The organism is Streptomyces xanthophaeus (genome assembly GCF_030440515.1).
Classification (GTDB): Bacteria; Actinomycetota; Actinomycetes; order Streptomycetales; family Streptomycetaceae; genus Streptomyces; species Streptomyces kutzneri.
In genome coordinates this window covers 5,235,888-5,248,131 of sequence record NZ_CP076543.1, presented here as the reverse complement: position 1 = coordinate 5,248,131, position 12,244 = coordinate 5,235,888, and the positions used below count along the sequence as shown (strand labels likewise).

Sequence of the window (12,244 nt, the reverse complement as noted above, 5' to 3'; positions counted from 1 at the left end):
TAACCTAATTCACACACGCCACACCTCACCCCCTCTCCACCCCCTGCCCGGAGGAAAGTTGATGCGTTCGCATCTGCTGAACGAGACGACCGCGGACCTCTACCGGCGCTCCGTCACCGAGGGCGTCGACCGCGTCGCCGCCAAACTCGCGACCACGCAGCGGCCCCACACCGGTATATCCGTCGACGAACTCGCCCCGGTCATCGACGGGATCGACCTGGACAAGCCGCTGGAAGACGCGGCCGCCGTCCTGGACGAGCTGGAGGACGTCTACCTGCGCGACGCGGTGTACTTCCACCACCCGCGCTACCTGGGTCACCTCAACTGCCCGGTCGTCATCCCCGCCGTGCTCGGCGAGGCGATCCTCTCGGCCGTCAACTCCTCGCTGGACACCTGGGACCAGTCCATCGGCGGCACGCTCATCGAGCGCCGCCTCATCGACTGGACCACCCGGCGCATCGGCCTCGGCCCCGCCGCGGACGGCATCTTCACCTCCGGCGGCAGCCAGTCCAACTTCCACGCGCTGCTCCTGGCCCGTGACGAGGCCTGCCGCCTCGTCATGAAGAAGGCCCTCGACGAGGGACGCGAGCTCACCAAGGCCGAACTCCTGCCGAAGCTGCGCATCTTCACCTCCGAGGCCAGCCACTTCAGCGTCCAGAAGTCGGCCGCCATGCTCGGACTCGGCTACGAGGCCGTCATCTCCGTCCCGGTCGACCGCAACCGCCGGATGGACACCGCGGTGCTCGCCCTGGAACTGGAGGAGTGCGCCTCCGAAGGCCTCTTCCCGATGGCCGTCGTCGCCACCGCCGGCACCACCGACTTCGGGTCCATCGACCCGCTCCCCGAGATCGCCCGCCTGGCCGGTGAGCACTCCGCGTGGATGCACGTGGACGCCGCCTACGGCTGCGGACTGCTGGCGTCCCCGACCCGCCGTCACCTCCTCGACGGCATCGAGCACGCCGACTCGGTCACGGTCGACTACCACAAGTCGTTCTTCCAGCCGGTCAGCTCCAGCGCCATGCTGGTGCGCGACCGCGACACCCTCAAGCACGCCACGTACCACGCGGACTACCTCAACCCGCGCCGCATGGCCGAGGAGCGCATCCCCAACCAGGTCGACAAGTCCATCCAGACCACGCGCCGGTTCGACGCGCTCAAGCTCTGGGTGACCCTGCGCGTCATGGGTGCCGACGGCATCGGCTCGCTCTTCGACGAGGTCATCGACCTGGCCGCGGCCGGCTGGGACATCATCGACGCCGACCCGCGCTTCGAGGTCGTCGTCAAGCCGCAGATCTCCACCCTCGTCTTCCGCTACGTCCCGCAGGGCGAGGACGTCCGCGGCGACCTGGTCGACGAGGCCAACCTGCACGCCCGCAAGGCCCTGTTCGCCTCCGGTGAGGCCGTCGTCGCCGGCACCAAGGTGGACGGGAAGCAGTACCTGAAGTTCACCCTCCTCAACCCGCAGACCACGACGGCCGACATCGCTGCCGTCCTCGACCTTCTCGCCGCACATGCCGAGCAGTTCCTGGGAGAATCCCTTGCCCTCCACCGCTGAGACCCACGACTTCATCGGCATCGGCGTCGGTCCGTTCAACCTCGGACTCGCCTGCCTGACCGCCCCGCTCGACGAGATCGACGGTCTCTTCATCGAGTCGAAGCCGCACTTCGAGTGGCACGCAGGGATGTTCCTGGACGGCGCCCACCTGCAGACGCCCTTCATGTCGGACCTGGTCACGCTCGCCGACCCGACCTCGCCCTTCTCCTTCCTGAACTACCTGAAGGACAAGGACCGGCTGTACTCCTTCTACATCCGGGAGAACTTCTACCCGCTGCGGGCCGAGTACAACGACTACTGCCGCTGGGCCGCCGACCGCCTCGACAACGTCCGGTGGTCCACCTCGGTCACCGAGGTCACCTACGACGAGCAGGCCGGGCTGTACGAGGTCCACACGGACAAGGGCGAGACCCACCGGGCCCCCCGCCTGGTCCTGGGCACCGGCACCCCGCCGCACGTCCCGCAGTCCTGCGAGGGCCTGGGCGGCGACTTCCTGCACAACTCCGCCTACATGCAGAACAAGGCGGAGCTGCAGAAGAAGAAGTCGATCACCCTCATCGGCTCCGGCCAGAGCGCGGCCGAGATCTACTACGACCTCCTCGCCGAGATCGACGTCCACGGCTACCAGCTCAACTGGGTCACCCGCTCTCCGCGGTTCTTCCCGCTGGAGTACACCAAGCTGACCCTGGAGATGACCTCCCCCGAGTACGTGGACTACTTCCACGCGCTCCCCGAGGACACCCGGTACCGGCTGGAGACCCAGCAGAAGAACCTCTTCAAGGGCATCGACGGCGACCTGATCAACGCCATCTTCGACCTGCTCTACCAGAAGAAGATCAGCATGCCGGGCCAGGTCCCGACCACCCTGCTGACCAACACCTCCCTGAACAGCACCGCGTACGACACCACCACGGGCACGTACACGCTGGGGCTGCGCCAGGAGGAGCAGGAGCGGGACTTCTCCCTCGCCTCCGAGGGCCTGGTGCTGGCCACCGGCTACAAGTACACGTTCCCGGAGTTCCTGAACCCGGTGCGCGACCGGCTGAACTTCGACGGGCACGGCCGTCTCGACGCCGCCCGCAACTACAGCATCGACACCACGGGCCGCGGGGTCTACCTGCAGAACGGCACCACCCACAACCACTCCCTCACCTCGCCCGACCTGGGCATGGCGGCGTACCGGAACGCGTACATCGTCGGTGAGCTCCTCGGCCGCGAGCACTACAAGGTCGAGAAGTCCATCGCGTTCCAGCAGTTCGCCGCCCCGGAAGGCACCCTGTGATGAGCACCACCGAACTCCTCTTCTCCCGCACCGACACGGAACTCGGCTCCTTCGCCGTGCGCCCCCTGGACCCCTTCGCCGACGCGGAGCTGCTCCACGGCTGGGTCACCCACCCGAAGGCCTCGTTCTGGATGATGCAGGACGCGTCCCTGCCGGACGTCGAGCGCGAGTACATGCGGATCGCCGCCCACGAGCACCACCAGGCCTTCATCGGCCTGCACGAGGGCCGTCCCGCCTTCCTCATGGAGACCTACGACCCGTCCGAGCTGGAGCTCGTCGGCCTCTACGACGCCCTGCCCGGCGATGTCGGCATGCACTTCCTCGTCGCCCCGAGCGACACCCCGCTGCACGGCTTCACCCGCGCCGTCATCACCACGGTGATGGCCGCGATCTTCGCCGACCCGGCGACCGAGCGCGTCGTCGTCGAGCCGGACGTCGCCAACACCGCCGTGCACGCCCTGAACGAGGCCGTCGGCTTCGTGCCGGAGCGCCAGGTCACCAAGCCGGAGAAGGAAGCCCTGCTGAGCTTCTGCACCCGCGCCCGGTTCGAGGCCGCCACGGCCGCCCAGGGGGTCTCCATATGAGCCTCGCCGACGCCGTCGCGCACCTCTCCCCCGAGCTGTGGGCCCGCGCCAACCGCGCCCTGGTCCGCAAGGGCCTCGCGGAGTTCTCCCACGAGCGCCTCCTGACCCCGGAATCCCTCGGGGACTCCTGGTACTCGGTCCGCAGCGACGACTCCACCGTCGAGTACCGCTTCAAGGCCGTCCTGCACGCCCTCGACCACTGGTCGGTCGACGAGGCCTCCATCACCCGCCACCGGGACGGCGCCGAGCTGGAGCTGGACGCCCTCGACTTCCACATCGAGCTGCGCGAGTCCCTGGGCCTGAGCCCCGAGGTGCTGCCCGTCTACCTGGAGGAGATCTCCTCCACCCTGGCCGGCAGCGGCTACAAGTACACGAAGCCGCAGGTCTCCTCCGACGTCCTCGCGAAGTCCTCCTTCCAGGACATCGAGACGGGCATGACCGAGGGCCACCCCTGCTTCGTCGCGAACAACGGCCGGCTCGGCTTCGGCGTGCACGAGTACCTCTCGTACGCCCCGGAGACCGCCAGCCCCGTCCACCTCGTATGGGTCGCCGCCCGCAAGGACGTCTCCACCTTCACGGCGGGCGCCGGCCTGGACCACGACTCCTTCATGCGCGAGGAGCTCGGCGACGAGACCATCGGCGTCTTCGCGGAGCGGATGACCGCGCTGGGCCTGGACCTGGCCGACTTCCACCTCTTCCCCGTGCACCCCTGGCAGTGGTGGAACAAGACCACGGTCACCTTCGCGGCCGAGATCGCCAATCGCCGCCTGGTGCTGCTGGGCGAGGGCCCGGACGCGTACCTCGCGCAGCAGTCGATCCGCACGTTCTTCAACCGGAGCGCGCCGCACAAGCACTACGTCAAGACCGCCATCTCGGTCCTGAACATGGGCTTCATGCGAGGACTGTCGGCCGCCTACATGGAGGCCACCCCGGCCATCAACGACTGGCTGCACCAGCTGATCGAGGGCGACGAGGTCCTGAAGTCGGTGGACTTCTCGATCATCCGCGAGCGCGCGGCGATCGGCTACCACCACCGCCAGTACGAGCGCGCCACCGACCGGTACTCCCCGTACCGCAAGATGCTGGCCGCGCTGTGGCGCGAGTCCCCGGTCAACCGGATCGAGGGCGACGAGCGCCTCGCCACCATGGCCTCGCTCCTGCACGTGGACGCCGAGGGCAAGTCCTTCGTCGGCGCGCTGATCGCGGAGTCGGGTCTGCCCCCGGCCGAGTGGCTGCGCCACTACCTGCGCGCCTACCTGGTGCCGCTGCTGCACTGCTTCTACCAGTACGACCTCGCGTACATGCCGCACGGCGAGAACACCATCCTCGTCATCGAGGGCGGCCTGGTGAAGCGTGCGATCTTCAAGGACATCGCCGAGGAGATCGTCGTCATGGACGCGGACGCGGTGCTGCCGCCCGCGGTCGAGCGGGTCCGGGCGGACATCCCCGAGGACATGAAGCTCCTGTCGATCTTCACCGACGTCTTCGACTGCTTCTTCCGCTTCCTCGGCGCGATCCTCGCGGACGAGGGCATCTGCGAGGAGGACACCTTCTGGCAGGCGGTCGCGGACTGCGGCCACGCGTACCAGGAGTCGATGCCGCAGCTCGCGGAGCGCTTCGAGCGGTACGACCTGTTCGCCCAGGAGTTCCAGCTGTCCTGTCTGAACCGTCTCCAGCTGCGCAACAACAAGCAGATGGTCGACCTCGCCGACCCGGCGGCGGCCCTCCAGCTGATCGGCAGCCTCCAGAACCCCGTCGCAGCCTTCGCCCGGCGGTGACACACGGGGCGGGGGAGGCATCGATACGGTCCCTCGCTGCCTCCCCCGCCCCACCCCGAGATCCCGACGGCGTGACCGCGAAGCACAATGGCCCTCTTCGCGGTCACGCTTTCGTGTGTCCGCTCCCGTGGCCGGAGCGCGCGGCCCGAATCTGCGTGGGAGCCCGCATGCCGTTCCGGATCCGCCCTGGCCGTACGGCCGCCCTGCTCCTGTCGGCCGTGTTCGTGGCCGGGGGGCTGTCCGGCTGTTCCTTCCTGTCCCCGTTCAAGACCTGCGAGGGGACCGAAGCCCGGATGAAGGAACTGGAGTCGCTGCCCCTGCTCTCCTCCCCGCCGCCCGGCGCGAGCGCCCCCCGCAGCTTCGACGGCGTCTCCTCCGAGTGCGCGGACGACAGCGGAGACGCCTGGCTGTCCGCCGGGCGCCTCTACACGTATCCGGGCACCCGCCAAGAGGTCCTCGACCACTACCGCAAGGCCGCCGAGGCCGACGGCTGGCGGTTCGAGCCCGAACCGGTGCGCGGTCAGGGAACGTGGGGATCGTGCTTCACGAAGGGCGAGGACGGGCAGGCCAAGGTGCTCGCCCTCTCCTTCCCGCCCACCCGCTTCCTCACCGAGTTCTACGGTCCCGAGACAGCCGCGGAGTTCGCCACGGGGGCCGGATTCGAGATAACGGTGGGCTCGGAGGCCGACGGGGCCAAGACCTCCTGCTCGCCCTGACCCCCTCCCCCACCGGTCACTGCCAGGGGACGTCCGGCGCCCGGAAGAAGCCGATGCCCTGCGCTTCCAGCCGGGGCGCCTGAGCGGCCAGGCGGCGGCTGTAGGACGTCCAGTCGAGCGCGGCCGCCGGCGACCAGCCCAGTTCGGCCAGGCCCAGCACCCGCGGGAAGGCCATCAGCTCCCAGTCGCCGCGCGTCGCGACCGTCTCCGTCCACAGCGGGGCCTCCACGCCCAGCACCGCCGACTCGGGGACCCCGGCCAGATACGCCCCCGGATCCCAGGAATAGGCGCGCCGCACCGGGACGTACCCTGCCCAGGCCAGGCCCGGCTTCGTCGCCGGGTCGTACTTCATGTCCAGGTACAGCCGGTCCGCCGGCGACAGGATCAGCGGGTGACCCGCCTTCGCCGCCGCCACCACGGCCGCCTTGTCCGCGGCCGCGGTCTTGTCGTGGCCCCAGTACTGGAGCACCGCGCCCGGGGCCGGGCGGGCCGCCGCCAGCTGGTGCCAGGCCACCACCGTCTTCCCGTACCGCCCCACCACCGCCTGCGCCCGGTCCATGAAGGCCGCGTAGTCCGCCGCCGGCGTCGCGTGCGCCTCGTCGCCGCCGATGTGCAGGTAGCGGCCCGGGGTCAGCTCCGCCAGCTCACCGAGGACCTCGTCGATGAACTCGTACGTCCGCTCCTTGGCCACGCACAGTGAGCTGAAGCCCACCTTGACGCCGGTGTACCGCTCCGGGGCCTTCCCGTCGCAGTTCAGCTCGGCGTAGGAGGCGAGCGCCGCGTTCACGTGCCCCGGCATGTCGATCTCGGGGACCACGTCCACGTACCGCTGCCCCGCGTAGGCCACCAGCTCCCGGTACTCGTCCTTCGTCCAGTGACCGCCCGGTCCGCCACCGACCTCGCTGCCGCCCCCGTACTCCGCCAGCCGCGGCCAGGAGTCGATCGCGAGACGCCATCCCTGGTCGTCGGTCAGGTGCAGGTGCAGGGTGTTGACCTTGTACTGGGCGAGCTGGTCGACGTACCTCTTCACCTGGTCCACCGAGAAGTGGTGGCGCGCGATGTCGACCATGGCCCCCCGGTACGCGAAGCGCGGCCGGTCGGTGACCGTGCCGCCCGGCACCGTGCCCGGACCCGCCGCCGGCAGCAGCTGGCGCAGCGTCTGCCCCGCGTGGAAGAGGCCGGCCGGGGTCCGCGCGGTGAGGGTGACCCCGGTCGGGCCGGACTCCAGCCGGTACCCCTCGTCGCCCACCCCCTGCGCGCCCCGGTCGATCCTGAGCCGGATCCCGTCCTCCTGCGCCCCGTCGACCACCGGCAGCGGCAGCCCGCTCGGGCCGCGCAGCTGCTCGGCGAGGAGCTCGCCCACCCGGCGGACCTCCTCGTCCGGGCCCCGGCCGGTACGGATGACCGTGCCCGCGCCGAAGGAGTACCCGGGACCTTCGGCGTGCGCGGAGACGGGCGCGGGCAGCAGCCGTTCGAAGGGGGCGAGGGCCACCGGCGGGTCGTCCCCGGGTCTGGCGTCGTCACCGTGCGCGGAGGTGCAGGCCGTGACCAGGGCCGGGGCCGCGGCGAAGGCGAGGAGGGCGCCGAGCGTGCGTCGCAGGACTCTCATGCGCACAGGTATAGGCCAAGCGGGCCGTCCCGTCCGGTGAGTGAATCCAGGACGGGCGGAAATCATCCGAAGGAGGGCACACCGAGCGCCCCACTGGTCCAGACCAGAGAGATCCTGCCCGAAATCGGGCAGGATCTTTGCGTTCATCGCCGCCAGCCGCCAATATCTACGAGTGCTCGATCGCCGCCCGTCGCATGACGACCTCGTCGACCACCTGGTGCGCAGCACCGCGCTGCAGCGCGGTGAGGCAGCCCGGGTGGTACTGGACGTGCTCGCCTACTTCGACGAGACGACCGAGGAATTCGTCCGCCGCCGCCACCGGGAACTGCAGTCCGGCGGAGCGGTGAACGCGGAGATCTTCGAGCGGATCGCGGCCGAACTGCCGCACCGCGCCGTGGCGCCGCCGGAGCTCTCGCTCCGGCAGTTGCGCCGCATCGTCTACGGCTGAGCCGGCGGCCGCCGCACGCGGCCCCGGACGAGCACAGAACCGAACTTCAGGAGGGGCAGAACCGTATGTGTGGAATCGTCGGTTACATCGGCAAGCGTGACGTGGCACCGCTGCTGCTGGAAGGCCTGCAGCGGCTGGAGTACCGCGGATACGACTCCGCGGGCATCGTGGTCAACACCCCGAAGGCCCCGGCCCTGAAGGTCGTCAAGGCCAAGGGCCGCGTCCGCGAGCTGGAGTCCCGCGTTCCCAAGCGCTTCGCCGGCACCACCGGCATCGCCCACACCCGCTGGGCCACGCACGGCGCCCCGAGCGACATCAACTCCCACCCGCACCTTGACCCCGAGAACAAGGTCGCGGTCGTCCACAACGGCATCGTCGACAACTGCTCCGAGCTGCGCGCCAAGCTCGAGGCCGAGGGCGCCGTCTTCGTCTCGGAGACCGACACCGAGGTCATCGTCCACCTGATCGCCCGCTCCGAGGCCGACTCCCTGGAGGAGAAGGTCCGCGAGGCGGTCAAGGTCATCGACGGCACCTACGGCATCGCCGTCATGCACGCCGACTTCCCCGACCGCATCGTCGTCGCCCGCAACGGCTCCCCCGTGGTCCTCGGCATCGGCGAGAAGGAGATGTTCGTCGCCTCGGACGTCGCCGCACTGGTCGCCCACACCCGCCAGGTCGTCACCCTCGGCGACGGCGAGATGGCCACCATCAAGGCCGACGACTTCCGCACCTACACGACCTCCGGCACGACGACCAACGCCACCCCGGAGACCGTGGAGTGGGAGGCCGCCTCGTACGACATGGGCGGCCACGACACCTACATGCACAAGGAGATCTCCGAGCAGCCCGACGCGGTCGACCGCGTGCTGCGCGGCCGGATCGACGACCGCTTCAACACCGTGCACCTGGGCGGCCTGAACCTGGACCCGCGCGAGGCGCGCGGCATCCGCCGGGTCAAGATCCTGGGCTGCGGCACCTCGTACCACGCGGGCCTCATCGGCGCCGGCCTCATCGAGGGCATGGCCCGCATCCCCGCGGACGCCGAGCCGGCCTCCGAGTTCCGCTACCGCAACCCGGTCGTGGACCCCGACACCCTCTACATCGCGGTCTCCCAGTCCGGTGAGACGTACGACGTGCTCGCCGCGGTGCAGGAGCTCAAGCGCAAGGGCGCCCGCGTCCTCGGCGTGGTCAACGTGGTCGGCTCCGCCATCGCCCGCGAGGCCGACGGCGGCGTGTACGTGCACGCCGGCCCCGAGGTCTGCGTCGTCTCCACCAAGTGCTTCACCAACACGGTCGTGGCCTTCGCGCTGCTCGCCGTGCACCTGGGCCGCATCCGGGACCTCTCGGTCACCGACGGCAAGAGGATCATCGAGGGCCTGCGCAAGCTGCCCGCGCAGATCCAGGAGATCCTCGAAGGCGAAGAGGACATCAAGAAGCTGGCGGCCGAGTTCGCCGAGGCCAAGTCGATGATGTTCATCGGCCGGGTGCGCGGCTACCCGGTGGCGCTGGAGGCCTCCCTCAAGCTGAAGGAGATCTCCTACATCCACGCCGAGGCCTACCCGGCCTCCGAGCTCAAGCACGGTCCGCTGGCGCTGATCGAGCCCTCGCTGCCGACGGTCGCGATCGTCCCGGACGACGACCTGCTGGAGAAGAACCGCGCGGCGCTGGAGGAGATCAAGGCCCGCAGCGGCCGGATCCTCGCGGTCGCCCACCGCGAGCAGGAGAAGGCGGACCACACCATCGTGGTCCCGAAGAACGAGGACGAGCTGGACCCGATCCTCATGGGCATCCCGCTCCAGCTGCTGGCGTACCACACGGCCCTGGCCATGGGCCGGGACATCGACAAGCCGCGCAACCTGGCGAAGTCGGTGACCGTCGAGTAATCGCCGTCCCCACAGCGAGGAACCCCCGTGCGCGGTGCGCACGGGGGTTCTCCGTCGTGGTGCCCGGACCGGCCCGGCCGGTCCGCCGGCCAGGTCAGCCCGCGGCGACCGCGCCGCCGCTGCGGGCCTTGCCGAAGGCCATCGGCCAGTGCGCCAGCGCCGCGGTGGCGCCGTACCAGGCCAGCAGTCCGGAGACGGCGGCGACCCAGCCGCCCGCCTTCGCGAGCGTGCCGTTGTCCACGAACGCGCCTATCGCGAGCAGGAGCAGCGACAGGGTCAGCAGGGCGTAGACGCCCTGGCTGAACAGACCGCTCGCGGCGGCGACCGTGAGGGTCAGCGCGAGCATCGCGAACAGGACAAGAAACGTTCCGGCGGCTTCGTCGGAGACCGAACCGCCCGCGCCCTTGGCCCACGTGAACCAGAAGATGCCGAGGCCCGCGAACGCGGTGCCGTTGAACCCGTTGCCTCCGCGGTACTCCAGAAGACCGAGGAGGAACAGGGCCGCGCCGCCGACGTACATGGCGAGCGACACGGAGCTGGCGGCGGACACACCGTCGATGACACCGGTGTGGCCGATACCGAATGCGAGAAGGGTGAGACCCAGGGCGATGTTCCCGAGGGTCGAAGTCGAGGCCGTGCTTCCCGCAGAGACACCATTGTCCACGGCGGGCTCCCTTCGATCTGCAGTTGTTTGCTGCGTCCCAGCAGCACTTATCTACCCTTTACACGAGGGCACAACCGCACAAGCGACTTAACAACCGGTCACAGAACGACAACGGCGAGCGATCGGATCGGCCACTCGTCCGGGGCGGGGAGCACTCAAGGAATGACGACGACCGGTCGCTGTGCGCGCTTGGCCAGCCGGCCGGCGACCGAACCGAAGATCCGGCCCACGATCCCGTGCGTCGAGCCGACCACGATGGCGTCGGCCGAATACTCCCGGCCGACCTCCTCCAGCTCATGGCAGATGTCACCACCGCGCTCGACCAGGATCCACGGCACTTCGGCCAGATAGTCCGCGCAGGCGAGCTCCAGCCCGAGCACCTCGGTGCGGTGGTCCGGCACGTCGACGAAGACGGGCGGCTCGCAGCCGGCCCACACCGTGGTGGGCAGCCGGTTGGCGACATGGACGATGATCAGACCGGATCCGGAGCGACGGGCCATGCCGATCGCATAGGCGAGCGCACGCTCACTGGAGGTGGATCCGTCGAATCCCACAACGACCCCGTGCCGGAAGGCCGGATCGCAGTGCACGCGTGTCTGTTCCACCGCGCGCAGATCGGCGGCCGACGCGGGGTCGACGACGCGTTTGCGCTTGCGGTCCGCGGGTTCGGAGAATTCGTGACCGGCCATGGGTGTCTCGGCGAAGAGGTCCTTGGAGGAAGCAACAGGGGCGAAATCGGCGACGCAGTGTGACGGAGCTCTGTCCGGGAAGCATCTTCCCAAGCCCATACCCACCAGGGTACGGCGACACTCCTGTCCTGCACAGGGCATGCCGCCCTTGGAGAGCGTCCCAGGGAGCATGCCGGAGCGAGCGCGCCTTGGCAATGGCCGCTGCCCCCTACAGCCAGTGACGGGCCGGGCCGGCGCCACCCGTTGGCGCAGTGACCGAGCCCCGCCGCCGGGCGTTGGGACATGCGTCCGACCAACAGGTAAGAGCCCGCAGGGAGCACGCCGTGCCCGGTCATCCGGTTCACCCCGTCCAGCCAGCTCAGCCGACGCAGTCCGTCCGGTCCCGCCAGGACGCCGACCCCGCCCCGCACTTCACCCCGTCCCCCTGGTCGGCCCTTCACCCGTCCGTGCGTTCCGCCGGACGCCCCCACGACGACCCCGCGGGTGACGTCGTGCGCTGGGCCGCCTTCAGCTGCCTGCTCGTTCCCGTGGTCCTCGTCGTCTACGGAACCTCCTTCGGCGGGGCCGCCGTCGCGACCCTCGGCCTGCTCGCCGTCACGGCCGCGTGCCGGGTCCTGCTGCGCCACTCGGAGAAGACCCGGCGGGCGGCCGCCCGGGTGCCCGCGGAGGAGGCCCTTCCGCCCGCCCACCGCGGCCGGCACTCGCGCGCCGGCGTCGGGATGCGCCGCGGCTGCCGGGGCTCCGGCCCGGTCTCCCCGCAGGACTGACTCATTCGCACACCCACACACGCATGTTTTCAGCCAACTTCCCGGCAGGGTGCCCTCCTTGCCGGAATGTCCCCCCGTCCCCCTCACCACCAGCGACGACAGACCGCGGGGGGCGTTCCGGCCCTACAGGTACTGGCCATGGCCGGGGAGCGCGCTTCCTGTTCGGGTAGCGGAGTGGAACGCTTACTGATCGAATGCTTTTCGCCAAGTTGAGAAGTCGACATAGCGCTGCGTGCTGAACTTGTCACGCCGACACCACGGGACGCAGT

11 protein-coding genes are annotated in these 12,244 nt (G+C 69.8%); 8 read left to right on the top strand and 3 right to left on the bottom strand.

Going from position 1 to position 12,244, the window contains the following annotated elements; genetic code table 11:
- The first annotated feature begins 61 nt into the window (after positions 1–61).
- The 5 genes from KO717_RS23345 (at position 62) to KO717_RS23325 (ending at position 5,915) form a co-directional block, all read left to right on the top strand.
- The gene (locus tag KO717_RS23345; RefSeq protein ID WP_301370969.1) at positions 62–1,555 is read left to right on the top strand and encodes a pyridoxal phosphate-dependent decarboxylase family protein; all 1,494 of its coding nucleotides are present in this window, start codon (positions 62–64) and stop codon (positions 1,553–1,555) included.
- A complete protein-coding gene (locus KO717_RS23340; RefSeq protein WP_437184561.1) occupies positions 1,512–2,837 on the top strand; it encodes a lysine N(6)-hydroxylase/L-ornithine N(5)-oxygenase family protein in 1,326 nt (441 codons plus the stop codon). Before KO717_RS23345 ends, KO717_RS23340 begins: the two co-directional genes overlap by 44 nt.
- Positions 2,837–3,421 (top strand): GNAT family N-acetyltransferase, encoded by a 585-nt coding sequence (locus KO717_RS23335; protein WP_301370965.1) that lies wholly within the window; start codon positions 2,837–2,839, stop codon positions 3,419–3,421. Before KO717_RS23340 ends, KO717_RS23335 begins: the two co-directional genes overlap by 1 nt.
- Positions 3,418–5,199 (top strand): IucA/IucC family protein, encoded by a 1,782-nt coding sequence (locus tag KO717_RS23330; RefSeq protein WP_301370964.1) that lies wholly within the window; start codon positions 3,418–3,420, stop codon positions 5,197–5,199. The genes KO717_RS23335 and KO717_RS23330 overlap by 4 nt, the downstream gene beginning before the upstream one ends.
- 167 nt (positions 5,200–5,366) lie before the next feature.
- Entirely contained in the window at positions 5,367–5,915 is a 549-nt protein-coding gene (locus tag KO717_RS23325) for a hypothetical protein (protein WP_301370962.1), read from the top strand.
- A gap of 16 nt (positions 5,916–5,931) precedes the next feature.
- On the opposite strand, the gene KO717_RS23320 is transcribed toward KO717_RS23325, so the two are convergent.
- Positions 5,932–7,524, bottom strand: a complete 1,593-nt coding sequence (locus KO717_RS23320) for a beta-N-acetylhexosaminidase (protein ID WP_301370960.1) — start codon at positions 7,522–7,524, stop codon at positions 5,932–5,934.
- 172 nt (positions 7,525–7,696) lie between these two features.
- Here KO717_RS23320 and KO717_RS23315 point away from each other — a divergent pair, with 172 nt between their 5' ends.
- Both KO717_RS23315 and glmS read left to right on the top strand, forming a co-directional pair.
- Positions 7,697–7,972, top strand: coding sequence for a hypothetical protein (locus KO717_RS23315; RefSeq protein WP_030008735.1), 276 nt, complete (start codon positions 7,697–7,699; stop codon positions 7,970–7,972).
- Between the two features lie 65 nt (positions 7,973–8,037).
- Positions 8,038–9,855: a glutamine--fructose-6-phosphate transaminase (isomerizing) gene (gene glmS, locus KO717_RS23310; RefSeq protein ID WP_301370954.1), complete on the top strand. Its 1,818-nt coding sequence runs from the start codon at positions 8,038–8,040 to the stop codon at positions 9,853–9,855.
- A gap of 94 nt (positions 9,856–9,949) precedes the next feature.
- On the opposite strand, the gene KO717_RS23305 is transcribed toward glmS, so the two are convergent.
- The gene (locus tag KO717_RS23305) at positions 9,950–10,519 is read right to left on the bottom strand and encodes an acetate uptake transporter (RefSeq protein ID WP_301370952.1); all 570 of its coding nucleotides are present in this window, start codon (positions 10,517–10,519) and stop codon (positions 9,950–9,952) included.
- Between the two features lie 155 nt (positions 10,520–10,674).
- Entirely contained in the window at positions 10,675–11,208 is a 534-nt protein-coding gene (locus KO717_RS23300) for a universal stress protein (protein WP_030008732.1), read from the bottom strand.
- Positions 11,209–11,531: 323 nt separating this feature from the next.
- Between KO717_RS23300 and KO717_RS23295 the strand changes: the two genes are divergently transcribed.
- Positions 11,532–11,975, top strand: a complete 444-nt coding sequence (locus tag KO717_RS23295) for a hypothetical protein (protein WP_367401538.1) — start codon at positions 11,532–11,534, stop codon at positions 11,973–11,975.
- The last annotated feature ends 269 nt before the right edge of the window (positions 11,976–12,244 follow it).

Bases quoted from the DNA above. Each gene is read 5' to 3' on its own strand.
- KO717_RS23345 (WP_301370969.1), top strand. From the start codon at position 62: ATGCGTTCGCATCTGCTGAACGAGACGACCGCGGACCTCTACCGGCGC.
- KO717_RS23335 (WP_301370965.1), top strand. From the start codon at position 2,837: ATGAGCACCACCGAACTCCTCTTCTCCCGCACCGACACGGAACTCGGC.
- KO717_RS23340 (WP_437184561.1), top strand. From the start codon at position 1,512: ATGCCGAGCAGTTCCTGGGAGAATCCCTTGCCCTCCACCGCTGAGACC.
- glmS (WP_301370954.1), top strand. From the start codon at position 8,038: ATGTGTGGAATCGTCGGTTACATCGGCAAGCGTGACGTGGCACCGCTG.
- KO717_RS23320 (WP_301370960.1), bottom strand. From the start codon at position 7,524: ATGAGAGTCCTGCGACGCACGCTCGGCGCCCTCCTCGCCTTCGCCGCG.
- KO717_RS23330 (WP_301370964.1), top strand. From the start codon at position 3,418: ATGAGCCTCGCCGACGCCGTCGCGCACCTCTCCCCCGAGCTGTGGGCC.
- KO717_RS23300 (WP_030008732.1), bottom strand. From the start codon at position 11,208: ATGGCCGGTCACGAATTCTCCGAACCCGCGGACCGCAAGCGCAAACGC.
- KO717_RS23325 (WP_301370962.1), top strand. From the start codon at position 5,367: ATGCCGTTCCGGATCCGCCCTGGCCGTACGGCCGCCCTGCTCCTGTCG.